Below are 24,905 nucleotides of genomic sequence, written 5' to 3' on the forward strand. Positions count from 1 at the left end.
TCGCCCTGAATACTTGCAAATCTGTATAAAGATACAGTACATTTCAACTTGGTTTTTGAGTAGCTGCTTGATTGTTGATTGATTAGCTAAAATTTTTATATGTCTTCATTTGCTTCAGGAATACATCGAATTTCGTGACGATGAAGAAGAGTGAAGACCAAAAGACAAGCACGGTAATCTGGGGGGGACATTGAGCCAAGAAAACGACCGTAAAATCATTCATTGTGATGCTGACTGTTTTTACGCGGCCTTGGAAACACGAGAAGATCCTAGCTTGCGCGATCGTCCGATTGCAGTGGGCGGTTCTGAGCAACGCCGCGGTGTTCTTTCTACTTGTAATTATGAAGCGAGATCTTATGGTGTCCGTTCAGCTATGCCTTCGGCGTTCGCAAAAAGGCTTTGTCCAGATTTAATCATTGTCCCACCGAATATGAATTTGTACCGCGAAGCTTCTTTGCAAATGCGGGAGATTTTTCATTTCTATACCGACAAAGTCGAACCCTTGTCTTTAGATGAAGCTTTTCTTGATGTTAGCGGCTCACCCCACTGCAAAGGCAGTGCAACTTTAATTGCGAGAGAGATTCGAGAAAAAATTCGTCAGAAAATTAGTATCAGCGTTTCTGCCGGTGTAGCGCCTAATAAGTTTCTCGCCAAAATTGCCAGTGATTGGGAAAAACCGGATGGCTTAACGGTCATTAAGCCAGATGCGGTAAAGGAATTCGTAGAGTGTTTGCCGGTGTCGAAGATTTTTGGTGTTGGCAAGGTGACGGCAGAAAAACTAAAGGCCATGGGGGTGCACACCTGTAAAGATATTCAATCAATCGATGAATTGGATTTGTACAAAAAATTTGGTTCAATGGGAAGCCGCTTGATTCAGCTCAGTCGAGGAGAAGACGAACGGGAAGTTGAATCGAATTGGCGCCGCCAGTCTTTGAGTGTCGAGCACACCTATCCAAATGATTTGCCGGACGTGAAACGTTGTCTTGCAGAGTTACCTACCTTGTATGCACAGTTGCGTAGCCGATTACGCCGCTTAGACGAAAGCTATCAGGTGGTAAAAGGTTTCGTTAAGGTCAAATTTTCTGATTTTTCTACCACGACGATGGAGCGGCTTGGTACAGGAGTAGCATTGGCGGACTATCAAAGTTTATGTCGAGAGGCCTATGAGCGTGGCGCGCGACCCGTTCGCTTATTGGGTTTGGGAGTTCGTCTTGTTGATTTGCAGGTTAATCGCCAACAAAGACAACTGGATATGTTTTATCGCAACCACTAGTTCTGTTTATCTTTGCCGTTCTTGCATAGGTTTTAGCTCGAGACCATCAATACAGTAGCCTAGGCCATTCGGTTCAGGACCTCCGTGAAAGATGTGCCTAGCATCTAGCACAACGCGCTTTCCATTTGTTATCTAAATACTCCCTTTATTTCTAACTATAAACAAATCACCTGTTGTTTTTACCAGCTAGACCGATAGGTCTAGTGGTGGTATGTTTCGCCTATGAATAATATCCCTGAAAATTTCAAAGTACATGATCGCAGTAGCCCAGTTACCAAACCTTGGGAACCGCTTTATGCAAGGCGACGAGATCGAGCAATAGATTTGCTGTTTGAGGTTAAAGACGCGCACTGTAATTCCCGAGGGTTTTTACATGGGGGAGTGTTAACCGCCTTGTGTGATAACACCATGGGTATGTCTTTGGCGGTTTGTTTTGAGGGTGCACGTCCTAGCATTGTAACGATTAACCTGTCCGTAGATTTTATTGGCTCTGCCAATATTGGCGAGCTGGTGTTAATTGAGCCGACAGTGATACGGGCAGGAAACAATATAGGTTTTTGCGAAGCGCTTGTTCAGTGTGGGGACACAGCTATCGCTCGCGCAAACGCAACGTTTCGTGTGCGGCTTCAAAAATAAAACACGTGCAATCGTTCTTGTAATAAGAAAGTTAGAATTAGAAATGGAAGAACTACCAGCGAACCCAAATTTCAAGGAGGCAATTGAAAAATTAGTGCTTGCAATGCCTGCCGTAAAATTTATCGGAATGAAGTTTACGCAATTGAACCATGGTAGCGTGGAAATCATGATTCCATATAGAGAGGAGCTTTCTTTTGCTCCAGGTTCTTTTCAGGCAGGGCCAATCGGTATGCTGATGGATATTGCTGCGTGTAGTGCCATTGGGACAAAACTTCCGTCTGACTGGGCGTTTTCAACAATTGATTTCACTACCAAAATATTGGCTCCAGCAAATGGCGAATTATTTGTTGCACGCGGGCGTGCCGTATCTTCGGGGAAAACAGTTTCGGTGGGCGCGGCTGATGTCTTTGCGATTAAAACCGGAAGAGAAACATTGTGTGCGACAGGTTTAGTGACGACTAGAAATTTTCAGCTAAACAAATCAGTTAACGATGTATAACAAAATATTTTTCAGGATATTGTAGTCCTCGTTTGAAAAACGTCTACAAAAAGCAGAGAGAGTTTGTTTAGATAACGAATAATTCAAACTCTAGTTTTTTGCTTTCGAGAAGATTCAGTTTATGTTTTTAGCAAGAAGATAAAGGAGATCAATGATGCAGCAGCTGGTGTTTGTCTCACCGGAAAATTTGGCGTGGCGAGAGTGTTTGACACCGACGCTGCAGAATGACCACCAAGCTATAGTGAAACCGATAGTGGTTGGACGTTGTGATTTAGATTCTCTATTCGTTAGTGGTCAAATGCCTTTAAAAGAAGGCGAGCCTATTGGTCACGAGGTGATTGCTGAAATAGTTGAGCTAGGAGAGCTGGCAGCGAGACATTTTTATATCGGTCAAAGAGTTTTAGTTTCTGCGCAAATTTGCTGTGGCGAATGTGTTATGTGTCGGCGTGGCCAAACCGGACGCTGTCAGCGAGTTCCGTTTGCAGCGAGTTATGGAATGGGGCGTGAAGGAAATTTTGGGGCCGCGCTCGCTGACCTTATGCGTATTCCTTTTGCCTCAGCGATGCTCGTACCATTACCTGCCGCCGCAGATCCATGCGCAATTATAGGTCTCGCCGATATGTCGACCGATGCTTGGCGCGCAGTTGGTCCCGCGTTGCAAGAGAGGCCGAAAGCGAAAGTACTAGTGCTTGGAGGTATGACGCCGGTAATTGGGATCTACTGCGCGGGTATGGCGGTAAGTTTGCGGGCTGAGCTTGTCGATTATATTGATGAAGACGCAGAGAGAAAAAATCTTGCGTGTAATTACGGCGCACGAGTTTTTAATCATATAGAAGAAAGTGATTGTCGCGATTACGATATTGTCGTAGATGCCAGTGGTAGCGCTGCGCAATTATTGGAGGGCTTGCATCGTACTGCGGCAGATGCCTTTGTAATTTCTGTTGCGCCAGCCTTTGTAGGTCCTGAATTCCCGATGTTAGCTTTGTACCAAAAAGGAATCACTTATAAAGTGGGTCGTCCTAACTGTCGCCATGGTTTAGACGGTGCGATGCTTTGCTGTGCAAGTAATGGGTTTGATCCTAGTGCAATTTATCCAAAAATTTTCCCCTTCGATCTAGCGCATGAAGCCTGGTGTGATCCTTCTGTTTACGTGGCAGTGAGTAGGATGCCAAGGGGAGGTACATAGAAGCTCATTGCCAATGGTCTTTCGCTTTTAATCTGGTTAGAATTCAAAAAATAATAATACCCAATGAATAAGCGAATAAAGCGACTGTGAGCACATCAAATAATTCTAATAAGACGGCGAGAGATCGTATTTTAAAAGCGGCCCGTGAGCTATTTCAACAACGAGGTTATTTTGCTGTTGGTACGGCAGAAATTTTAACGCTTGCGAAAGCACCGAAAGGGTCGATGTATCACCATTTTCCTGAAGGTAAAGAACAAATTGCAATCGCCGCCGTTGAAATTATTCGTGAAGAGTTTTTACTCTATGTTAGCGAGCTTCGAGAGCGCCAACTTTCCGCCACGGAAATTCTTAAAAAGCTCGCCAAAGACATGGCTGTTTGGTGCAAAAAATCCAAATGGCAACAGGGCACAATGTTGGCAAGCACTGCAGTGGGCTCCGTTCCGGGGCTGCCAAAGCTTCAAGCAGCAATAAAAAACTCCTTCGATGCCTGGCGAAAAATCATCGTGGAAATCTTGGTGGAAGAAGGCTGGCGGAAGACAGAGGCAAAAAGTATGGCGACAACGATCCTCTCTGCAATGGAAGGCGCTATGCTCTTAGCGCGTATCGATAAAGACGAGAAAGTTATTGTTAGCGTAATCAACAATCTTTGTTTGATGCTGGACATAAAAAATTAAAATAAAAACGGCTCGACATGAGCCCCTTTTATTTTCTCAAATCTATCGCCTAGATTGTCTCATCTTCAAAATCACTCATGCTCGGGCAGGTGCAAATTAAATTTCTATCGCCGTAAACATTATCGATTCGATTGACGCTGGGCCAGTATTTGAATTCCTTTAGGTAGCTTGCGGGGCGAGTTGCTTTCTCTCGGCTATAACAATGTTCCCAGTTATCGCTTAAGACATCTTGCAGGGTATGAGGGGAGTTTTTTAGCGGGTTATCATCGGCGGAGTAATTACCTTTTATTACTTCATCAATCTCATGGCGAATAGTAATCATCGCTTCGATAAATTTATCCATTTCCGCTTTTGATTCACTTTCCGTCGGTTCAATCATCAATGTACCGGCAACGGGGAATGACATGGTGGGTGCGTGAAAACCGAAATCCATTAAGCGTTTTGCAACGTCTTCTTCGGATATGCCGCTCAATTCTTTTAGTGGACGTAAATCTAAAATACATTCATGGGCAACGAATCCGTTTTTGCCTTTATAGAGAATGGGATAATAAGGTTCTAACTGCTTGGCAATATAGTTTGCGTTCAAAATTGCGTATTCGGTTGCGGCGAGCATGCCTTCGCTGCCCATCATTTTTATATACATCCAACTAATGGGAAGAATACTTGCGCTGCCCCAGGGAGCAGCAGAAATCGTGCCGTTGCTCACATCGGTATTGGGCACAGCTTGCACGGGATGGCCGGGGAGAAAAGGTTTTAAATGCTCAGCAACACCGATGGGGCCCATGCCGGGGCCGCCACCACCGTGAGGGATGCAGAAAGTTTTATGTAAATTTAAATGAGAGACATCACTGCCAAATTCACCTGGCGCCGCGACGCCTACGAGGGCATTTAAATTTGCGCCATCCATGTAAACTTGGCCACCGACGGAATGAATAATTTCGCAAATTTCAATAATGCCTTCTTCATAAACGCCGTGGGTTGAAGGGTAGGTTACCATCAAGGCAGCGATTTCATTTTGGTACAGCTCCACTTTCGCTTTCAAATCCTTAATATCAACATTTCCTTCGCCATCACATTTAACGACGACAACTTTTAAGCTCGCCATTTGTGCAGATGCGGGATTGGTGCCGTGAGCGGAGGAGGGGATTAAGCAAATCGTGCGCTGGCTTTCGTTGCGACTTTCAAAATATTTTTTAATGGCGACTAGCCCAGCGTATTCACCTTGTGAGCCTGCGTTGGGCTGCAAGCTAATAGCAGCATAGCCGGTACAGGCTTCTAACATTTTTTGTAGCTCTTCAAATAATTGCGAATAACCTGCAGCTTGCTCGATAGGTGCGAATGGATGCATGCGTCCGAATTCTGGCCAGGTGACAGGAATCATTTCTGCCGCGGCATTGAGTTTCATTGTGCAAGAACCGAGAGGGATCATTGATTGGTTCAAAGCGACGTCTTTAGATTCCAGACGTTTTAAATAACGCATCATTTCAGTTTCGTTATGAAAACTATTGAACATGGGGTGAGTCATAAATGCTTCGTTTCGTTCAGCCGCTTCTGGGATCCCTAATTCGATATCAAAATCATTTGCTAGCTGAGCTTGTTCGGCAAAACAGGAAAGCAGTTCCAATAAATCTGCTTCGCTCGTCGTTTCGTTTAAGCTAAGGCCTATCTTGTCGTCATCGATTTTGCGCAAATTAATTTTCTTGCTTAACGCGTTTTGGTAGATTTTTTCTTGTTGAGTACCGACTAAAATTTCAAGGCTGTCAAAAAAGCTTTTCGACACTAAATTAAAACCGCTGTCTTGCAATGAGGTTGCTAATTTCTTGGTACGCTGATGAATTGTTGTAGCTATTTCTTTAAGCCCGGCCGGGCCGTGGTACATCGCATAGAATGCGCTAATCAGTGCGAGCAAAACTTGTGATGTACAAATATTTGATGTCGCTTTTTCGCGGCGAATATGTTGTTCGCGAGTCTGCATAGCCATGCGTAAAGCTTGCTTACCTTTTTTATCAATAGAGACACCGATAATTCTGCCGGGAGCGATACGTTTGTATTCGTCTCGAAAGGCGAAAAATCCAGCGTGGGGACCGCCAAAGCCCATCGGTACGCCGAAACGCTGATTCGTACCCACCGCAATATCAGCGCCCATTTTTCCTGGCGAGTTCAATAAAACCAAACTCATTAAATCGCAGGCCACGGTAACCAAAGCTTGTTTTTGATGAGCACTTTCTACGCATACGCTTAAATCGCGGATTTTCCCTGTGGTGCCGGGGTACTGAAGCAGTACGCCAAAATATTCATGCTTATCTAGATCTGTTTCTGGGTCGCCCATGATGATGTCGAAACCAAAATGTTCAGCGCGGGTTTTCACCACGGCAATTGTTTGTGGGTGGACATCGTCGGCAATAAAAAATGCATTGGATTTATTTTTCTTCGCTTGTCGTTTACTTAGGGCCATCGCTTCGGCGGCAGCGGTGCCTTCGTCGAGTAAAGAGGCGTTCGCCATCGGTAAACCCGTAAGATCAATAATCATCTGTTGGTAATTTAATAAACCTTCGAGGCGGCCTTGAGATATTTCTGGTTGGTATGGTGTATACGCGGTATACCAGCCGGGATTTTCGAGTACATTGCGTAAAATCACCGGTGGTGTGTAGGTGTCGTGGTAACCCATGCCTATGTAAGATTTAAATATTTGATTTCGCTCAGCGATGGTTTTGAGCGCTGCCAGAGCTTCTTGCTCACTAAAAGGTGAATCTAACTCCAAGGCTGACGTTTTTCTAATCGTGCTTGGTACTGTCGCCGCGATGAGTTCACTGAGAGAGTTCAATTTCAGGCTCTTTAGCATGGCTTCGCTTTCTGAGGTGTCTGGCCCAATGTGGCGTTGGGCGAATCCTTTGAGGGAATCAATTTGGACGCCTGATAGTGGTGACGATGAACTCATATTAAGACCTTTAATAATGCAGATAATGACGCCCTTTGGCGGCATTAATGTGGAGTAAAGAGTTATTTGGCAAGCACCTAAATTGAGCATTTAGGAGATGGAATTGCCTAAAAAAGGAAGCGTGAAGTTTACCAATAAGCGAGCGAGACACCAATAAAAATTTCTTATAAGAAACAAATGTTTCCTGTAAGGGAAAAATAGGGCAAAGTACACAGCGAGATTTTGGGCGCCGAGGCTGACTCCCAGAGAAAGTTTGAGCGTCTCCCATAGCTTGGTATAAGGCAATAAGTCAGCCTTTGAGAGTAGACGAGAGAAGATACTAAGAGAGATTGCACGTGAGCGAAAAACCTAAAATCCCCAAAGCGCCCTTGCTGAAAGTAGGGGTTAACTCTAGTGATCAAGACGGCTTGGTGCAGACGGCACCCTTGGAACTTGGCAAGAAGTTGAAGGAAATACGCTTGTCTTTACAGCTGACTCTGGAAGAGGCGAGCAAGAAAACCGGCTTGGCAAGATCCACTTTATCGAAAATTGAAAACGAGCAAATTTCTCCCAGTTTTCAGGCTGTTCAAAAGTTGACCGCTGGCCTTGGTGTCAACATTCCTCAATTATTTCAACCGCTTACCCCCGGCCAGAATGCTAGCGGGCGTCGTGATATCACTCGTGTCGACGAAGGGCAGCCTCATCCGACGACAACTTACGAACATGAGCTCTTAGCGTCTAATATCAGCTTCAAAAAGATGATGCCCTTTAAGTGCAGGGTCAGGGCCCGCTCCTTTGCGGATTTTGATGATTGGGTTCGTCATGCTGGCGAGGAATTTTTGTTGGTACTGGAAGGTAAGATTGATGTCTACACTGAATATTATGAGCCGGTGAGACTGAGCGAGGGCGATAGCATGTATTACGATGCAGCAATGGGCCACTGCTTGGTGTCCGTCAGTCGCAAAGATGCCTTGGTCTTATGGGTGACGGCGCGCTAAGACGAATTTACTGATGATTGATCTTGTGTTGACGGGTATTCCTCAATAGGAATTAAACAAACGAATGAAATTTGCAAGACATGGTGATTAAAAATGGATTATTCCTGGGTGATTTTTGCAGTATTGTCTTTGGTGTTTGCCTACCGTGGTTACAAACAGGGTGTGCTCGTTGCCTTATCGAGAATGGTCGGTTTAGTCGCTGGTTATGTGATGGTGATTTTTTTCGTTCCCGATGTCGCGGATTTTGTCTCTCATAAATTCGCAATCCTTGGCGTCGCTTCATACTTGGTTGCCGGACTCGCGTTATTTTTTGGAACGGGATTGGTGGTAAGTTTTATTTTTTGGCTGTTGAAGAAATTTATTCAAAAAGGTGAAAAACCTTCTACGCTTTCATCAGCTTTTGGCGCGGTAACTGGATTAGGTTTTGGTGTTGCTGTTGGTTTTGTTGCGGTTTTCATGGTCGCTTATTTTAGAGACGTATTGGCGACGAAAAACGATACGGAAATTGCGTTGCAAAAGAAACCTTCATCGATAGAAACGTTATCGCGATCTATTGCGGGGAACGTGGTCGAAGTCGTTTCGAATGCGGCTGACATGGATTTAACAACGAGTAAAATCAGTGCAGCAATTGCGCGAGATCCTGGCAAGGTAATCGCTCAATTACAGGCGATTAGTAAAAGTTCTGAGGTCAAAACCTTATTTCAATCTGAAGCCAATCAAATGGTTTTGAGCCGTAATCATCCCGAGGCAATTGCTCGGCTCCCTGCATTTAAAGAACTCATCGAGAACCCCGATATGCGAGATCTGGTTGAGTCTACCGGAATGATCGATAGCGATGAAGATTACGAGTTGGTAATGGCCGGGCAGATAGGGACTTTATGGAATAGAGTTCAAGCGGTTCAAACCAACCCCGAAGCGCAAAGAATATTACAAGATCCAGAGTTCCAATTACTATTGCAATCGAAAAATCCGACGACCTTACTCAGTAACGATAAATTTATCGCCTTAGCCAAAATAATTTTGACAGCAGAAAATCAACAGGTAGAAATGCAGTCAGTTAACTCTATTGATCTTGATCCTGGAAGTTCAGAATCGCTATTAGATCGACTGCGGAACCGCACCAAGAAACCAGAGAAGGCGCCACCTAAGGTGTATTCCTGGACCGATGCGGAAGGTAATACACACTATAGCGATAAGCCACAGGATCAGCAGAAGAATACGATTAGGTAGTGCGGAGTTTGATGATTGTAATCATGTGGTTTGATAGGAACGATAAAATTTAATCTCGAAAAAAATAATTTATTCGAAATATTAAAAAAGGCCACATCTCTCGATGTGGCCTTTTTACTTCTTACTAAATTGGTCGTTAATCCTTTGTCCTTGACCTTACTACTCCTGGTGTCGCTCCATCGAATTTGAGTGAGGCAGTCATATCAAAACCAATTGCCGTCTAATTACCAAGAAGTGTAGCAGCGATTTTTCGGCATAGTAGTCGCTAAGATGCACTGATTGCCAAAACAGGATAAAAACGAATAATCAGTGTATGAACGGTACAGGGCAAGTTGGTTAGTAAGGAATACTGCGGCAGGACGGTGGTTTTAGGGCGTTATTACCATCTGAATTTGTTCCAGTTTTCTGGGTTTGCCCAATACTTAGAATTGTTCCAGCTGCGTTTATGATTGTAAGAAGCGAGGTCAAAACCAAAGTAAGAATACGCTTCGTCCAAAACGTCGTCTTCATTATTTATAGTTAAGCGTTTAAATCCTAAGCCAATAAAATCATTGAATGACAACGCACTACTCTTGTTTATTTGAACCCATATTTTCGAGCCGTGGATATTGCGAAACTGAGCTAAATGCTGCATCGCTACTTTTTTGTCTAGCGTTTCTAAATAATCGGCAACCATTATTAAATCGAATCGCCCGAGATTCTCTAAAGTAGCAGAAGCGCCAATTAATTCGAGTTTGCAAAAGTTCTTCGTCGCCCAATTTCTGACCGTTGTTGGTAATGTGTTGCAAGCGGCGAGTAAATTTTTCGCCTGACAAGCTTCGAGCTGGTAGAGGAGGTGAGTAAGGGCTGCTTGGTTCAATTTGTTTTGAGAGACTGCCGTGATTTAGCTAGAAAGAGTGAAGCAAAAAAGCTGTAGAAGCTTTATTGTTCGCTGATGTAAGTAAGAATTGCTTGGCAAAATCGATAACTGTCCCATTCATCAAATAGCTCATGGTTTGGGAATAGGGGCTTTTCACCGTCAACTTGAAGGAAGTTGCTAGGATTTTTAAAGCTGTCCTGACAGGATTTTTTGATTCTTTGTAAAACTTCAACCACCTGTTTATGCCAATCATCATCACTTGCATCGCATTCATCTATAACGTTATACAACAATGCGTGAATCATCCACCGCGTCGGCACCGCGATCTTGGGGTTTTCACGGTGCATTTCGTCACGTAAATGACAGATTATACTGGCCAATTGTTTTAAACGAGCGGGCATATTTGCCGAGCTAGGCAAATTTACGTCGTTGGCCGCGCTCAAGGCTTCGGTTTCTTGAGGTCTGAGTTTTCTAAATGTAATTGGCGTAATCGGAGACATGTTTTAATCCGAATCAGCGTTTTCAGAGGTCTATATTAGCTGAGAAATTAAGTTAGCTGCGAAATTAGTGTAAAACTATCGCAGAGTCATTTTTCGCGGTTAGTAATGTTCCATTGAGAATCGCAGTTTCTTTCGGTAGTTGAACTTCATTCTGTTGCGCTTGAATTGTTAGCGCGGCGTTGGAGCGCTCGGCGCAGTGGCGTAGCCGCGCAATCGCTTGGCGCATCTCCACCATAGTCTGATCTAATTGTTTGATGAGTGTCTCAGGGTTTGAGTTATTTTTCTTATCGTTCATATTATTTTCCTGATAGTCGTACCTTGGGATATTTGATTAGAACCTCAAGGTTAATTATTAAGGGGGCTTTTACCTTCGGTTGAACGAGATAAAAGTCCCCAATTTTTCTTCTCTGCTATAGATGTCGCCTGTATCCGTAAAGTTAAAAACGAGTTTATTCCCAGCTTAACGCACCGCCAGTTTGGTATTCGATAACGCGAGTTTCGAAAAAGTTTTTCTCTTTACGTAAATCCATGATTTCGCTCATCCAAGGGAATGGGTTTTGAGTTCCAGCATATTGCTCAGGTAAACCCAATTGTGCGAGGCGTCGGTTAGCGATGAAGTGTAAGTATTCTTCCATCATCGCGGCGTTCATTCCTAACACACCACGTGGCATTGAATCGCGAGCGAATTGCACTTCTAACTCGGTTCCCTCAAGGATCATTTGAATGACTTCTTGTTTGAAGTCTTCAGTCCAAAGATGAGGGTTTTCCAATTTGATTTGGTTGATAACGTCGATACCAAAATTCAAATGCATAGACTCATCGCGCAAAATATATTGGAATTGCTCGGCAACGCCGGTCATCTTGTTACGACGTCCCATTGAAAGAATTTGTGTGAACCCGCAATAAAAGAAAATACCTTCAGTCACAACATAAAAAGCAACAAGATTGCGTAAGAGTTCTTGATCAGTTTCAGGAGTGCCAGTAGTGAAGGTGGGATCGCCCAGTGTTTGCGTGTGCTTCAAACTCCAACTGGCTTTGTTGGCGACAGATGGAAGCTCGCGATACATGTTAAAGACTTCACCTTCGTCAATACCTAGCGATTCAATACAATACTGATAAGCATGAGTATGAATAGCTTCTTCGAAGGCTTGCCGCAAAATGTATTGGCGGCATTCAGGGTTTGTAATTAAACGGTAGATTGCTAGTACAAGATTGTTGGCGACCAATGAATCTGCTGTAGAAAAATAACCTAGGCTGCGCAGTACAATACGGCGTTCGTCATCAGTAAGAATGTCTGAATTTTTCCAAACAGAGATGTCTGCCGTCATGTTCACTTCTTGCGGCATCCAGTGGTTCGCACAACCGTCTAAATATTTTTGCCAGGCCCAGTCATATTTAAAAGGAACGAGTTGGTTCAAGTCAGCGCGACAGTTAATCATCGCTTTATCGTCGACTTCTACTCGCGCGGCGCCCATTTCTAATTCAGCCAATCCGGGTGCCGGATCTAAATTCTCCAAAGATGCACGGGCCGCTTCGATGGCACTAGTGTTCTCTACAATGAGAGTGTCTTCTTTCGCTGCGGGCTCTTCAGCTGCTGTGCTAACAGCTGGTTTTTTTGTGGCGATGGGTTCGGCGCTGCTCGTTTCAGCCGCTGGTGCAGGGGATGCTGCTTGCTGCGGTGCCGGTGCTTTCGGCTCGGGAAAGTTTTCGTCAACTTGTGGCTTTGCTTTGGCCTGGGAAAGTACAGGGTCTTCGTGGTAATCGTCCCAATTCAACATGGTGATAAATTCCTATTGCTTGTTTCACGTTATTCGCGCTGGCTTATAACGTGAGAAAATTATTTAAATGGTTTTCGTTTCTTTTATCTCTTTCGTATTTTCCATTTTTATCGCTTTTGCCTTTGTTCTTTGCGGCGAGCAACTTCATGTTTGAACTTTGCTCGCCGACTTTGTATATCAGAACTATTGGCAAGCTTCGCAATCTGGATCATCCAGTGAGCAAGCTTGAGGGACTTCCGCTGGACCCGCAGGGCCAGATGAAACCGCATTCAAGGTGCCAGTGTCGACCGTTGATTTTTCTGTGGTTGTTGCAGCTAAAGCACGTAAATAATACGTTGTCTTTAATCCGCGGAACCAAGCCATGCGATAAGTAATGTCTAGTTTTTTGCCGTTGGCGCCAGCGATATAAAGATTGAGGCTTTGTGCTTGGTCAATCCATTTTTGGCGGCGACTAGCGGCATCCACAATCCAGCGTGGTTCAACTTCAAAGGCAGTTGCATACAAAGCTTTTAAATCTGCTGGGATGCGATCGATTTTTTGCGCTGAACCTTCGTAATATTTCAAATCGTTGACCATTACGTTATCCCATAAGCCTCGTTCCTTAAGATCGTGAACTAAATAAGGATTAACGACGGTAAATTCTCCTGACAGATTCGATTTAACGTACAAGTTTTGGTACGTCGGTTCGATCGATTGTGAAACGCCGGCTATATTTGCGATCGTCGCGGTTGGAGCAATTGCCATAACATTAGAATTTCGCATGCCTTGCGCTTTAACTTTGTTACGCAAGCTTGCCCAATCTAAGGTTTGGCCGCGATCGACTTCGATATACTTTTCGCCTCGAGCTTGAACGAGAAGCTCTAATGAATCGATAGGTAGGATACCCTTGCTCCAAAGTGATCCTTCGAAAGTTGAATAACTGCCGCGCTCATTCGCCAAATTGCTGGAAGAGTCGATAGCGTAGTAGCTAATCGCTTCCATCGATTCATCCGCAAATTTCACTGCTTCGTCTGAGCCGTAAGCGATTCGTTTTTTATACAAAGCATCTTGGAAGCCCATCAACCCTAAACCGATTGGGCGATGTCGAAGGTTAGAAGTACGTGCTGCTGGAACAGAGTAGTAATTAATGTCGATAACATTGTCTAACATGCGGATTGCAGTTTTGACTGTCGACTGTAATTTCTTAAGGTTTAATTCGCCGTCCTCAATATGTTGAGCCAAATTCACAGAACCTAAATTACACACTGCAATTTCTTCATTAGCTTTTGTGTTTAAAGTGATTTCAGTGCACAGGTTTGAAGAGTGAATCACGCCAACATGTTGTTGTGGGCTTCTTAAATTACAGCTGTCTTTAAATGTTACCCAGGGGTGCCCAGTTTCAAACAACATGCCGAGCATTTTTCGCCACAAGTCTAAAGCTTTAACTTTTTTGTAGGGTTTAATTTTGCCCGCTGCTGCATCGCGCTCGTATTCTTCGTAGCGTTGTTCAAACGCCGTACCATAAAGATCGTGCAAGTCTGGTGTGTCGTTCGGTGAGAACAGGGTCCATTCTTGATCTTCAAATACACGTTTCATAAACAAATCGGGAACCCAATTTGCGGTATTCATATCGTGAGTACGACGACGATCATCGCCGGTGTTTTTGCGCAACTCTAAAAATTCTTCAATATCGATGTGCCATGTTTCTAAGTAAGCACAAACCGCACCTTTGCGTTTTCCACCTTGGTTAACCGCAACGGCAGTATCGTTTGCAACTTTTAAGAAAGGAACCACACCTTGAGATTTACCGTTAGTGCCTTTGATATAAGCGCCAAGACCTCGAACTGGTGTCCAGTCGTTCCCAAGGCCGCCAGCCCATTTCGATAACATCGCGTTATCTTGAATCGCGCCATAAATACCGTGGAGATCATCGGGAACAGTCGTTAAATAACACGAAGATAATTGTGGGCGTAAAGTACCGGCGTTAAATAATGTCGGTGTTGAGCTGATGTAGTCGAAAGAAGACAATAATTTATAAAATTCTATTGCTCGCGCTTCTTTATCTTGTTCTTCTGCAGCTAAGCCCATCGCCACGCGCATAAAAAATACTTGTGGCAATTCAATGCGAACGTTATTGCTATGAATAAAATAACGGTCGTAAAGTGTTTGTAAGCCTAGGTAGGCAAATTGTAAGTCGCGGCTAGCATCTAAAGCTCTACCTAACTTATCTAAATCATAATTCAATAATTCTGGAGACAATAATTCTAGTTGAACGCCTTTGCGAATGTAGGAGGGCAGCGCTTTCGCGTACAAGGTTTCCATTTCAGTTTGTGTTGCTGATTCGGCAATTTCTAAAAAGCTAAGTGCTTCGGCACGTAACTTGTCAAGCAAGAGGCGAGCAGTTGCGTAAGAATAGTTGGGTTCTTTTTCAACGAGAGTCCGCGCGGTAATGACTAAGGAGGTGTTGACATCAGTAATTGAAACGCCGTCATACAAATTGCGCATGGCTTCGTCGAGAATGGCCTGAGGCTCTACATCTGTTAAGCCGGCACAAGCCTCATTCACAATGATTTGAATACGATTCATGTCTAATGGCGCAATTGAACCGTCAGCCAATGTGACATTTATCGAAGGTATTCCCGCTGTATCAACGCCCTGTTGTTGATTTTTTTCTGCACGAAGTTGCGCGTGCTTCTCTCTATAAAGAACGTAGTCTCGGGCCACCTTGTGTTCACCCGATCGCATCAATGCCAGTTCGACTTGATCTTGTACTTCCTCAATATGAATCGTGCCACCGGAAGGCATACGACGCTTAAAAATAGCCGTAATTTGATCCGTGATGGATTCTACCAATTCATGTATGCGACCAGATGCTGCAGCGGTACCACCTTCTACTGCCAAAAAAGCTTTAGTGACGGCGACGGCAATCTTACTGTGATCATAGGGGACCACTGTGCTATTGCGTTTTATCACGCGAATTTGGCCAGGTGCTGTTGCAGAAATGGTTGAACTTTGAGTAGCTTTTTGAGGGGCAGATTGGGTACGTGTTTCAGCGAGTTGCTCAGTTTGCGAATGCTCTGTATGCATTTATGTCAGGTCTCCGGTGGTAAGTGCGGTGGCTATATTTTTGGTTTTTAGTTTTTAGTTTTTTACGAGTTTCTATATTTAGTCAAACTAGGTGTTGGTCAAAGTGCGTCATTGGTCAAAATACATGGTTGTTACTTATTCGGTGTTTACCCTGCTTTCTCTATCCTTGCGAGCTTTCAGAACCTGAGCTGATATAGGCGGGTTAGCCCGATATGATCTCAATGTCTAGAACACTTACTGCTTAGAAAATAAGGTTTACATTAAGTTTTCGGTTAAAAGAGTACCGACAGAAAAATTTACAGCGAAATTATTATTTTTATGTGTAGTGATTCTTATACCTCTTCCAGAGGGCCCTTGGCTTAGTGTCCATTTGTTTAAATAGCGATTCTCTGGGTTTACCTATTTTGAGTCAGTTCATTCATCAAATTGAAACATTCGTCTTCTATTTTTGATGCCAAGCTCGTATTTTCGACTTTCAAAACTACTGAATAAGGCTCATTCCCCCGAAAACCTGGAGATGCCTATACGGCTATGAGCTGATGCGTAAATTTGCGGTAAAAGAGCCGCTCCCTAAATTGAAGCTAATTTAGGGAAAAACGCTATATATAGGGGTTTTGAAAAAGTGTGGTACAAGATAATGCGGTTTTGGGAGGAATGCAAGACTAAAAATGACTGAGTTACTTGTGGATAAAATGTGGGTAAAGTCCGTTGTCAGTAGCCGCTAATCCTATGCTTACCGCAATTAAAAGCCCAGTTCGGCATGTGGTTAAAACTTATACTTTAGATTGTTTTTACATATTGTGGATAGTTGATATGACTTAGCCTCTTTAGATGAGTTTTCTCTCGATTTATCCACATCGAATTCTTCCAAAGTCCTTTCAGCTTCTCCTTAATTTTCTTCTAGCTCGACTTTCTTGATAGTCGTTTTGGTTTCTGTAGCGCGGGGCTTAGTTGTCGGTTCAGGAACGGCATTTTTTTGCTGATTGCGGAGAAGAACTTCTTCGCGATGCACAGGGGTGGAACGAGGCGCGTCGATGCCAATTCGTACCTGATTACTGCGTTGGGACAAAATGGTTATTTTTACATCATCACCGATAAAAAAAGATTCGCCATTTCGACGACTGAGAATTAACACGACTGTCTCTCCGTATACTAACGCCGTCAAAATATTGGTGCTGTGAATCAATATTTATTGAGCCGATTCAAAAAAAGAACCGCCGAGTATACGTTAAGCTTTGAGAATCGATAGTCAGGGAGGGAGTGTTTCGGCTGTAATTGCGAACGAGTTTGCGTTTTTATTGTGAGCTGGCGGCAGAACAAATGAATAACTGAAATAAAAAAATCAATTGATATTATTTCGCAGTGAAAAATTTGAAAACGACATTCCATCAATTGTTAACGAAGAAGCATTAGGCGAAAAATTGATGGCACTAAAGGATCGATTTATTAAAAATTCTTTCTTATTTTGTCGCCAGCATCATCTTTAAGTTAAGAAATATTTTGCGAGTTTAGGATAATAAAAGTTCAAGCAAGGCTTTCTGTGCATGCAATCGATTCTCCGCTTCATCCCAAACAACGGATTTGTTCTCGTCATCCATTAACTCCGCAGAAACTTCCTCGCCGCGATGCGCAGGCAAGCAGTGCATAAAAATAGCGTCGCTATTCGCCACCGCCATGAGATCATGATTCACTTGATATTTTGCAAACTTCGCTAAACGAATTTTTTGTTCTTCTTCTTGGCCCATTGAGGCCCAAACATCAGTTGCAATCCAGTCGGAATCTTTTGCGGCTTGTTTAGGGTCAGTCATCACAGACACGCGATTAGCGTTTGCTTTTACTAGTTTTTCATTAGGTTCATAACCTTCGGGGCAAGCGATGCGTAGTTCGAAATCTAACAATCGCGCGGCGTTGATAAAAGAGTGGCACATATTATTGCCATCGCCTATCCAGGTAACCACTTTTCCTTGCGGGTTACCTCGATGCTCGGTGTAAGTTTGTAAATCTGCTAGTAATTGGCAGGGGTGATAATCATCTGTGAGTCCGTTGATAACGGGCACACGGGAGTATTTCGCAAAGGTTTCAACAACGTCATGTCCAAAGGTTCTTATCATAATGACGTCGACCATGCGGGAAAGGACGCGAGCTGAATCTTCAACGGGTTCGCCCCGACCAAGTTGCGTGTCTCGTGGAGACAAAAATATTGATTGGCCACCTAGTTGCGCCATGCCCGCTTCAAAAGAAACCCGTGTTCGCGTTGAAGATTTCTCAAACACCATGCCAAGCACTTTATTTTGCATTGGTTTAGGTTCGTTGCCCTGTTTCCGTAAGGCTTTTAACTCGATGGCTCGTTTGATTAACGTTTTTAATTCGTCGGCGCTCAAGTCTAATAAAGTCAAAAAGTGTCGGGGTGTCATAGCTATCACCAATTATAAATAAATTGCATTCGGTCATTTGAATGGACCGAGTAAACAAAAAAGTGTGTTGATTGTGTATTAAATCAGTTGTAAAAATCCGGTGATTTCGACAACTGATTTTTTAGGTTATTGAAAATCGTCAATTAATGAAGAGACTTTTTCAACAATGATGTCGGCTTGTTCGTCAGAAATTATTAACGGCGGCAGTAAACGCACCACTTTTCCTGCGGTAATATTGATAACAATGCCTTGCGTCAAACCTCGTTGTGCTAGCTCAGCGCAGTTTTTTGATAATTCGATACCTACTAATAAACCATGTCCGCGGATGTCGGCGACTATGGTGTTGTTGGCAAGGCGTTTTCTAAATCCCTTAATTAATTTATCGCCAAGCACAGTGGCTCGTTCCATCAGGTTTTCGTTAGCGATAATATCGAGAACCGTTTCGGCAGTGTGACAAGCTAAAGGATTGCCGCCAAAAGTGGTGCCGTGATTTCCCGGTTCGATAACGCGAGATGCTTTTCCTTTTGCTAAGCAAGCGCCAATTGGGAATCCATTACCCAGACCTTTGGCTACAGTGACCACGTCTGGGAAAAAATCACTGTGCTGGTAGGCGAAAAACTTTCCCGTACGCCCCATGCCACTTTGAATTTCGTCTAGCATCAAGAGCCAATCGTTGCTATCGCAGAGTTTGCGTAATTCAGAAAGATAGTTCTCTGCGGGAATATTGATACCCCCTTCACCTTGGATGGGTTCAACAAAAACCGCAACGACATTGGGATTGTTTTTTCCTGCGTCAATCACTGCTTGCAAGTCATTAAAGGGCACATGAATAAAACCTTCGACCCACGGCTGAAACCATTCGCGCACTTTTGCGTTACCGGTGGCAGAAAGTGTTGCCATGGTTCGGCCATGAAAGCTGTTGTCCATGACGATAACGGTAGGCACATCGATGTTTTTTTGATGCCCATACTTGCGTGCAATTTTCAAAGCTGCTTCATTCGCTTCGGCACCAGAATTGCTAAAAAACACGTTATCCATCCCAGATAGATCGCAAAGTTTTTTCGCCAAACTTTGCTGCGGCTCGTTATAAAACAAATTAGAGCAATGCGTTAACGTATGCGCTTGATCGCAAATCGCTTGAGTGATGCCAGGGTGCGCATGACCTAAGCCACATACCGCAATTCCGGCCAGTGCGTCTAAGTATTCATTGCCTTCTTTGTCCCACAGCCGAGCGCCTTCACCCTTTACAAAAACGGTGTCTCCTCTTGCAAAGGCGTTCATTAGCTCTGGTACGTTCATCATAGGCTCCAAAAGAAAACAGGCAGCGTTTGCTGCCTGTGAAAAAATCAAATTTGTCCAAATATTTGGACATTAATAGTATAAGTAAATTATTGTGTTGGCAATTCCTTAGGGAACCCGCAAAGATTTCCCATATTCCGAGTTTCTTTAGATTGAAAAGAGAAAGGTCATTGTGAATCCAATTCAGCTCAGTTTATTTGCCAATCGTATCGAAGCTATTTGTGACGAGATGGGGGCGTTGCTGAGACGTACGGCGTTTTCGCCCAACATTAAAGATCGCTTAGATTTTTCCTGTGCGGTTTTTGACTCTGCCGGAGAGTTGAGCGCGCAAGCTGCACATATTCCTGTACATCTCGGCAGTATGGCCTATGCAATGGCCGATATCGTTAATCAGTGTGAATGGCGACCTGGCGATATGCTGGTCGTAAATGATCCTTTTCTTGGTGGTACACATTTGCCAGATGTAACGGTTGTTGCGCCAATATACGTCGATGAAATATTGATGGGCTTTGTTGCGAACCGTGCTCATCACGCCAATATCGGATCTGATACTCCGGGATCAATGCCTATTTCGAGTCGACTAGATGAAGAGGGCGTAATTATTCCTCCTACCCATATTTTAAAATGTGGCAAATTAGACTTAGCTGTATTTGAACAGCTTTGCGGTGGAGCTGAACAAAATTCTCAATCAGCAGGAGATTTTAAGGCGCAAATTAGCGCCAATGCTTTGGGAGTAGAGCGACTAAAAAAACTGATTAAAGAATTGGGCACTGGGGTTTTTGATAATTCGGTGAAAGCGCTAAACGATTACGCTGAACGCTTAGCGGTTCAGGCGCTTAAGAAAATCCCAAATGGTCAATACAGTTTCGAAGACTTCATGGATGATGATGGGCTTGGCACTCACAACATATCGATAAAAGTGCAGCTCAACATTAACAACGGCTGCGTGACAGCGGACTTTAGCGGCACCCACGATCAGGTAAAGGGGAATATCAATTGCCCTTTACCCGTAACCGCTGCGGCAGTGTTTTATGTGATTCGTTGTTTATTGCCCGCACAAGCGCCAGGTTGTGCAGGGATATTTCGCCCAATCAAAATTATTGCTGAGCCGGGGAGTTTGTTGAATGCGTTAAGACCGGCAGCCGTGGCTGCAGGCAATGTCGAAACGTCTACACGTATAACTGATGTCGTTTTGGGAGCCTTGAGCCAAGCAATCCCACTTCAGATCCCTGCCGCGAGTCATGGCTCAATGAATAACATTGCGATGGGGGTGAATGCTGGAGAAGGTCGTCAAGCCTGGGACTATTACGAAACCGTCGGCGGTGGTATGGGAGCGAATGCTAATAATGATGGCTTGAGTGCAGTGCAGACGCATATGACAAATACTTTGAATACGCCCGTTGAAAGCTTGGAGCTTCATTATCCCTTGCGTATCGATCGTTATCAGATTCGCGATCGATCAGGTGGAAGCGGCGCAAATAGAGGCGGCGACGGGATTATCAGGGAGTATGAGTTTTTGGCTGATGCCGAAGTCACATTGTTAACAGAAAGAAGGGCACTAGCCCCCTGGGGGTTATCCGGTGGCGAGGCGGGCATGAAGGGGGAGAACTTGGTGAATGGCCAAGTCGTTGCGGGAAAAGTGAGCTTATCAATGAAGCTTGGCGATCGATTAACTTTGAAAACACCGGGCGGCGGCGGTTGGGGGAAGTGAATAAAGCTGCGATTTGTCTTCGTTATGGAGGCAGTTTTCATGTCAATGGTGACGCTCTTGATTACAAGGCTAGTGCGCTGCGCTAGAATGTCTGGCCTTTACTTCCTCCCTTGGATTTTTTGCAGACACCCCAACATAGATATTATTCGCACTTATCCCCAGAATTATTGAAAGAGGTTTTTACACGTTATGGATACTTTGGACACAATCAAGCAACAGCTTGCAGACAATAAAATTATTTTATACATGAAGGGCTCACCAACCGCCCCACAGTGCGGATTTTCAATGCGAACTTCACAGCTACTGATGGGCTGCGGACAGCGTTTTGCTTATGTTGATGTCTTGGCTAACCCTGAGATTCGAGCAACATTACCCGGATTTGCAAATTGGCCGACTTTCCCCCAGCTTTGGGTCAATGGTGAGTTAATTGGCGGCTGCGACATTATCACTGAGATGCATGAAAAAGGTGAGTTAAAGCCCCTTGTTGATGCTGCTGCTGGAGCGGAATCCCAAGCGGAGTAGTGCTTGGGATTCCGAAAGGTGCCTCAGTCTCGCTAACAAAATTTAGTTCATCTACATCCCACCCAGCATCGTGCTATATCGGTTTGTCGGCATGTTGCTGGAGTGTCCTCAATACGTAACCCCCGATAGTCCCCCTCCATAAAACACTTTCAATGGCTCCTGAGCAAGGCGGCGGCAGTCTATCATTTTTACTAATAGTATTGATAATAATTATCATTTAGATTATATTGCGCGACTTCTACACCCTAAGATAACGCGAGAAATACTATGAAACTAAGTTTAGTTCGATCCATCGGGGCCATCGCAGGCGCTATGTGGCTCATGTCCGGAAGTGTCTCGGCTCAACAAGCACCGAGCCAGGAAGAGATGTGGGAAATTCTTCAGCAACAAAAAGCTGAAATTGAAGGCTTAAAAGAAAGGCTAGATGAGGCTAACGAAAAGATTAGCGATAACGATGAAAAGGTATCGATTACCGCAGATGCTGTTGAGAATATTTCTAGTAACGCATTCGCTGGAGCTTCGGGCAATTCCTCCACGACTCTGGGTGGGTATGCGGAACTTCACTACAACAAATTGGATAACGACCTTAGCGGCGGAGAAGATAAAGACGAAATAGATTTCCATCGTTTCGTTTTATTTCTCGGCCACGAATTTTCTGATTCAGTAAGAATGTTTTCAGAATTGGAAGTTGAGCACAGCATCGCTGGCGAAGGCCAAAATGGTGAGATCGAGCTAGAGCAAGCTTATATTGAGTGGGATATAAACAAAGATCTTAGTGCGAAGGCGGGTTTGTTTTTGATTCCTGTTGGGATCTTGAATGAAACTCATGAGCCAAATACTTTTTATGGCGTTGAGCGGAATAGTGTAGAAAAAAATATTATTCCAACCACATGGTGGGAAGCGGGTGGCGCAGTTTCTGGAGAAATTGCTCCCGGTTTAAGTTTTGACTTCGCCTTACATTCTGGTTTGTTTATGGAAAATGGCAGCGTGCGTAGCGGGCGTCAAAAAGTATCGGAAGCAAAAGCTGACGACTTCGCAGCAACCGGACGAATTCGCTACACGGGAATCGCAGGTTTAGAACTTTCAGCAACCTTACAGCAGCAAACGGACGTATTGCAGGGGGAAAATATTGGTGGTGCAAGCGATGTATCTGCATTGCTTGCTGAGGTGCATGCTATCTACGAAACCGGTCCTTTTAGCATACGAGCCTTATATGCAATGTGGGATATTGATGATGATATCGAAATGCTTACGGTCGGCGCCGACAAACAAAAGGGGTGGTATGTAGAGCCGTCTTTTGATGTCAACGATAAGATCGGTTTGTTTGTGAGAGTCAGTCAGTGGGATACACAGGCGGGCGCGAGCAATGACAGTGAATATGATCAAATTGATTTTGGAATCAATTACATGCTAACGGAAGGCGTGGTTTTAAAGGCGGACTACCAGCGTCAAAAAGCACCAACGGGTTCAAATGAGTTCGATGGTTTCAATTTTGGAATTGGCTGGGCCTTCTAAAACTATTATGAATAGCGATAAATTAAAAAGACGTTCTTCTTTTATAGCAATTGCTGTATTTATCGCTTTTGCGCCGCATATTTACGCCGAAAAAGGCGTATTTATGACGGCGCAACACTTTATTTCGCAAAGTTTCGAAATAAAAGACGAACAACTTAACGACGGAGCGCACACCTTAGTTCAGCAAAAAAAGCTGTGGCTAAACGAAGAGCGTAAGCAAAAAGTTGAAGAAATTCTTCATCATAAATACTCATCTTTGCGTGTTCGGTATTGGACTAATGGCAAGCGAACGGCGTGGGTCCTTGATGAGATTGGCAAAGAGCATCCTATTACCTTTGGGGTCTCCGTTGAGAATGGCCAAATACTGGATGTCGTCGTATTGGAATTCAGGGAAAGCCGTGGTGGTGAAATCCGCTATCCCTTCTTCACTAAACAATTTATAAATGCCTCTTTAGATCAGAGTAAATCTAAAGCGAGTCTGACCAATTCAATTGATGGAATTACTGGCGCTACGCTATCCGTGCGAGCGGCGAAAAAAATCGCTACACTGGCGCTGTATTTTCATGAGCAAATTGAATTTGATGGCCGCCTGAATGAACAGCTCTCGACAGCAAGCGAATAACAACTCCTCCCTTTTAAAAACTCGTCGGAATATCCTGAGCTGGCATCGCTGGATTGGTATAGTTTCAGCGCTGTTTGTTATTGTCTTGGCGACTAGCGGTTTACTGTTAAATCACACATCAAATCTAGACCTCGACAAAAAATTTCTTTCTTCAAGCGCGAGTAAATTTTTTTACGGAATTCAACTCCCTGAAATATTAGCCTATGAGTTCAGTGACCTTGTCGCTGTGCAAGACGATAGTGGGCGACTGTTCTTGAATCGAAAATCTTTAGGCGAATGTCAGGGCAAGCTTGTCGGTATTGTTGTGCTCATTGAGCAGGTTTTTTTGGCCTGCGAGCGAGAGTTGATTGAAGTGACCGAAGAAGGCGAGATTATTGAGCGCCTTGGCCCCGCATTTGGCTTACCCATACCCATAGACGCCTTTGGAGACTGTGAAGAGCGGCTGTGTTGGATTAGTGAAGAAAAAAGTTATGGGCTCGATGTCGAAACTTTGGCTTGGGTAGAAATGGCCCGCGCTTCAGTCGCTGAGCTGCAGCCGGTTGTTCTTAGCGCGGAGGACCAAGCTTTTTATCAGGTTGGACAAGGTAGCCAAATTATCACTTGGGAGCGCTGGATTTTAGATTTACACAGCGGCCGAATTGGGGGAGGACTTGGCGTTATCTTGGTTGACTTGATGGCTCTCTTGTTCATGATCTCCGCCGTATCTGGGGTCATCATTTGGGCTTTAGGGCGGCGCAAAGCTCGACGTTCCTGACCATAATTGGCCCTAGGCTTTCAGGCTAAAAGTGCGCTATTGCTTTGGCTGAGCAGGGCTTTCGAGTTGACTAAACTTTACAAAAGGGGCATAAAGGCGCTGCGAAATATTACGCCACGACGACAAGATAGTTAGCCCTCAAATTCTAAATATCGCCAATTACTCACGATATTTAGAGAGTTCACCGCAGAAGACGTGCGACTTATGACGTCAACTTCTTGCCAGGTCTGGATGTTTGCCAGTCAAATTGTCTATGGCTTGTTCAAAACGAGAGTGGGTGTTCACCGCAAATGGATGCGAAAGACAGAGTTTGCGGCTGGAGATAACACTTATAAAACAATGGAATAGTTAGTGGTCGGGTTGCTGCTCCGTGAGTCGAACCTGGCGAGTGCGACGCTGTCATTTAATGTAAATTTCGCGTGATAGTCTAAATATTAAGGTGTGAGTGCTAA

The 24,905-nt window shown here is 44.2% G+C and carries 22 protein-coding genes; 13 read left to right on the forward strand and 9 right to left on the reverse strand.

Annotated elements, in window-relative coordinates; all coding sequences use genetic code 11:
• Positions 1-190 precede the first annotated feature (190 nt).
• From dinB to ACYUCY_RS03155, 5 genes are all read left to right on the forward strand, one after another.
• Complete coding sequence (dinB, locus tag ACYUCY_RS03135) at positions 191-1,273, forward strand: DNA polymerase IV (protein ID WP_460224987.1); 1,083 nt, start codon at positions 191-193, stop codon at positions 1,271-1,273.
• A gap of 222 nt (positions 1,274-1,495) precedes the next feature.
• Positions 1,496-1,909: a PaaI family thioesterase gene (locus ACYUCY_RS03140; RefSeq protein ID WP_460224988.1), complete on the forward strand. Its 414-nt coding sequence runs from the start codon at positions 1,496-1,498 to the stop codon at positions 1,907-1,909.
• A 43-nt stretch (positions 1,910-1,952) separates the two neighbouring features.
• Positions 1,953-2,408 carry a PaaI family thioesterase gene (locus tag ACYUCY_RS03145; RefSeq protein ID WP_460224989.1) on the forward strand — a complete coding sequence of 152 codons (456 nt, stop codon included), beginning with the start codon at positions 1,953-1,955 and terminating at the stop codon, positions 2,406-2,408.
• A gap of 151 nt (positions 2,409-2,559) precedes the next feature.
• On the forward strand, positions 2,560-3,594 hold the full coding sequence (locus tag ACYUCY_RS03150; protein ID WP_460224990.1) for an alcohol dehydrogenase catalytic domain-containing protein: 1,035 nt from the start codon (positions 2,560-2,562) through the stop codon (positions 3,592-3,594).
• An 86-nt stretch (positions 3,595-3,680) separates the two neighbouring features.
• Positions 3,681-4,268, forward strand: a complete 588-nt coding sequence (locus ACYUCY_RS03155) for a TetR/AcrR family transcriptional regulator (protein WP_460224991.1) — start codon at positions 3,681-3,683, stop codon at positions 4,266-4,268.
• Positions 4,269-4,317: 49 nt separating this feature from the next.
• Here ACYUCY_RS03155 and gcvP read toward each other — a convergent pair whose 3' ends face one another.
• Entirely contained in the window at positions 4,318-7,110 is a 2,793-nt protein-coding gene (gene gcvP, locus ACYUCY_RS03160; protein WP_460224992.1) for an aminomethyl-transferring glycine dehydrogenase, read from the reverse strand.
• Between gcvP and ACYUCY_RS03165 the strand changes: the two genes are divergently transcribed.
• The 3 genes from ACYUCY_RS03165 (at position 7,109) to ACYUCY_RS03175 (ending at position 9,413) form a co-directional block, all read left to right on the forward strand.
• The gene (locus ACYUCY_RS03165) at positions 7,109-7,264 is read left to right on the forward strand and encodes a hypothetical protein (RefSeq protein ID WP_460224993.1); all 156 of its coding nucleotides are present in this window, start codon (positions 7,109-7,111) and stop codon (positions 7,262-7,264) included. The two genes, gcvP and ACYUCY_RS03165, sit on opposite strands and share 2 nt — an antisense overlap.
• Positions 7,265-7,541: 277 nt before the next feature.
• Positions 7,542-8,183 (forward strand): helix-turn-helix domain-containing protein, encoded by a 642-nt coding sequence (locus tag ACYUCY_RS03170; RefSeq protein WP_460224994.1) that lies wholly within the window; start codon positions 7,542-7,544, stop codon positions 8,181-8,183.
• A 93-nt stretch (positions 8,184-8,276) separates the two neighbouring features.
• Positions 8,277-9,413, forward strand: coding sequence for a CvpA family protein (locus tag ACYUCY_RS03175; protein WP_460224995.1), 1,137 nt, complete (start codon positions 8,277-8,279; stop codon positions 9,411-9,413).
• Positions 9,414-9,792: 379 nt separating this feature from the next.
• Here ACYUCY_RS03175 and ACYUCY_RS03180 read toward each other — a convergent pair whose 3' ends face one another.
• The 8 genes from ACYUCY_RS03180 to ACYUCY_RS03215 all read right to left on the reverse strand — a co-directional run bounded on the left by ACYUCY_RS03180 (position 9,793) and on the right by ACYUCY_RS03215 (position 19,329).
• Positions 9,793-10,272: a DUF6231 family protein gene (locus ACYUCY_RS03180; RefSeq protein ID WP_460224996.1), complete on the reverse strand. Its 480-nt coding sequence runs from the start codon at positions 10,270-10,272 to the stop codon at positions 9,793-9,795.
• Between the two features lie 62 nt (positions 10,273-10,334).
• Positions 10,335-10,772 (reverse strand): hypothetical protein, encoded by a 438-nt coding sequence (locus ACYUCY_RS03185; protein WP_460224997.1) that lies wholly within the window; start codon positions 10,770-10,772, stop codon positions 10,335-10,337.
• Between the two features lie 64 nt (positions 10,773-10,836).
• Positions 10,837-11,067, reverse strand: a complete 231-nt coding sequence (locus ACYUCY_RS03190; RefSeq protein WP_460224998.1) for a hypothetical protein — start codon at positions 11,065-11,067, stop codon at positions 10,837-10,839.
• A 154-nt stretch (positions 11,068-11,221) separates the two neighbouring features.
• On the reverse strand, positions 11,222-12,550 hold the full coding sequence (locus ACYUCY_RS03195; RefSeq protein WP_460224999.1) for a ribonucleotide-diphosphate reductase subunit beta: 1,329 nt from the start codon (positions 12,548-12,550) through the stop codon (positions 11,222-11,224).
• A 183-nt stretch (positions 12,551-12,733) separates the two neighbouring features.
• A complete protein-coding gene (locus ACYUCY_RS03200; protein ID WP_460225000.1) occupies positions 12,734-15,616 on the reverse strand; it encodes a ribonucleoside-diphosphate reductase subunit alpha in 2,883 nt (960 codons plus the stop codon).
• Positions 15,617-16,505: 889 nt separating this feature from the next.
• Positions 16,506-16,751, reverse strand: coding sequence for a carbon storage regulator CsrA (gene csrA, locus ACYUCY_RS03205; protein ID WP_460225001.1), 246 nt, complete (start codon positions 16,749-16,751; stop codon positions 16,506-16,508).
• Positions 16,752-17,124: 373 nt separating this feature from the next.
• Entirely contained in the window at positions 17,125-18,030 is a 906-nt protein-coding gene (gene argF / locus ACYUCY_RS03210) for an ornithine carbamoyltransferase (protein WP_460225002.1), read from the reverse strand.
• Positions 18,031-18,156: 126 nt separating this feature from the next.
• Complete coding sequence (locus tag ACYUCY_RS03215) at positions 18,157-19,329, reverse strand: acetylornithine/succinylornithine family transaminase (protein ID WP_460225110.1); 1,173 nt, start codon at positions 19,327-19,329, stop codon at positions 18,157-18,159.
• A gap of 172 nt (positions 19,330-19,501) precedes the next feature.
• Between ACYUCY_RS03215 and ACYUCY_RS03220 the strand changes: the two genes are divergently transcribed.
• The 5 genes from ACYUCY_RS03220 to ACYUCY_RS03240 all read left to right on the forward strand — a co-directional run bounded on the left by ACYUCY_RS03220 (position 19,502) and on the right by ACYUCY_RS03240 (position 24,453).
• Positions 19,502-21,040: a hydantoinase B/oxoprolinase family protein gene (locus ACYUCY_RS03220; protein ID WP_460225003.1), complete on the forward strand. Its 1,539-nt coding sequence runs from the start codon at positions 19,502-19,504 to the stop codon at positions 21,038-21,040.
• A gap of 189 nt (positions 21,041-21,229) precedes the next feature.
• Positions 21,230-21,562, forward strand: a complete 333-nt coding sequence (gene grxD / locus ACYUCY_RS03225; RefSeq protein ID WP_460225004.1) for a Grx4 family monothiol glutaredoxin — start codon at positions 21,230-21,232, stop codon at positions 21,560-21,562.
• A 267-nt stretch (positions 21,563-21,829) separates the two neighbouring features.
• Entirely contained in the window at positions 21,830-23,077 is a 1,248-nt protein-coding gene (locus tag ACYUCY_RS03230) for a porin (RefSeq protein ID WP_460225005.1), read from the forward strand.
• Positions 23,034-23,699, forward strand: coding sequence for an FMN-binding protein (locus tag ACYUCY_RS03235; protein ID WP_460225006.1), 666 nt, complete (start codon positions 23,034-23,036; stop codon positions 23,697-23,699). Before ACYUCY_RS03230 ends, ACYUCY_RS03235 begins: the two co-directional genes overlap by 44 nt.
• Positions 23,671-24,453 carry a PepSY domain-containing protein gene (locus ACYUCY_RS03240; protein WP_460225007.1) on the forward strand — a complete coding sequence of 261 codons (783 nt, stop codon included), beginning with the start codon at positions 23,671-23,673 and terminating at the stop codon, positions 24,451-24,453. Before ACYUCY_RS03235 ends, ACYUCY_RS03240 begins: the two co-directional genes overlap by 29 nt.
• Positions 24,454-24,905: the final 452 nt, after the last annotated feature.

This window comes from Aurantivibrio infirmus (assembly GCF_054767315.1).

Excerpts from the sequence above, each read along its gene's own strand:
- ACYUCY_RS03140 (WP_460224988.1), top strand. The coding sequence starts at position 1,496 with ATGAATAATATCCCTGAAAATTTCAAAGTACATGATCGCAGTAGCCCA.
- ACYUCY_RS03145 (WP_460224989.1), top strand. The coding sequence starts at position 1,953 with ATGGAAGAACTACCAGCGAACCCAAATTTCAAGGAGGCAATTGAAAAA.
- ACYUCY_RS03150 (WP_460224990.1), top strand. The coding sequence starts at position 2,560 with ATGATGCAGCAGCTGGTGTTTGTCTCACCGGAAAATTTGGCGTGGCGA.
- ACYUCY_RS03165 (WP_460224993.1), top strand. The coding sequence starts at position 7,109 with ATGGCTTCGCTTTCTGAGGTGTCTGGCCCAATGTGGCGTTGGGCGAAT.
- gcvP (WP_460224992.1), bottom strand. The coding sequence starts at position 7,110 with ATGCTAAAGAGCCTGAAATTGAACTCTCTCAGTGAACTCATCGCGGCG.
- ACYUCY_RS03175 (WP_460224995.1), top strand. The coding sequence starts at position 8,277 with ATGGATTATTCCTGGGTGATTTTTGCAGTATTGTCTTTGGTGTTTGCC.
- ACYUCY_RS03185 (WP_460224997.1), bottom strand. The coding sequence starts at position 10,772 with ATGTCTCCGATTACGCCAATTACATTTAGAAAACTCAGACCTCAAGAA.
- ACYUCY_RS03190 (WP_460224998.1), bottom strand. The coding sequence starts at position 11,067 with ATGAACGATAAGAAAAATAACTCAAACCCTGAGACACTCATCAAACAA.
- ACYUCY_RS03195 (WP_460224999.1), bottom strand. The coding sequence starts at position 12,550 with ATGTTGAATTGGGACGATTACCACGAAGACCCTGTACTTTCCCAGGCC.
- ACYUCY_RS03200 (WP_460225000.1), bottom strand. The coding sequence starts at position 15,616 with ATGCATACAGAGCATTCGCAAACTGAGCAACTCGCTGAAACACGTACC.
- argF (WP_460225002.1), bottom strand. The coding sequence starts at position 18,030 with ATGACACCCCGACACTTTTTGACTTTATTAGACTTGAGCGCCGACGAA.
- ACYUCY_RS03215 (WP_460225110.1), bottom strand. The coding sequence starts at position 19,329 with ATGAACGTACCAGAGCTAATGAACGCCTTTGCAAGAGGAGACACCGTT.
- grxD (WP_460225004.1), top strand. The coding sequence starts at position 21,230 with ATGGATACTTTGGACACAATCAAGCAACAGCTTGCAGACAATAAAATT.
- ACYUCY_RS03230 (WP_460225005.1), top strand. The coding sequence starts at position 21,830 with ATGAAACTAAGTTTAGTTCGATCCATCGGGGCCATCGCAGGCGCTATG.
- ACYUCY_RS03235 (WP_460225006.1), top strand. The coding sequence starts at position 23,034 with ATGAGTTCGATGGTTTCAATTTTGGAATTGGCTGGGCCTTCTAAAACT.
- ACYUCY_RS03240 (WP_460225007.1), top strand. The coding sequence starts at position 23,671 with ATGAACAGCTCTCGACAGCAAGCGAATAACAACTCCTCCCTTTTAAAA.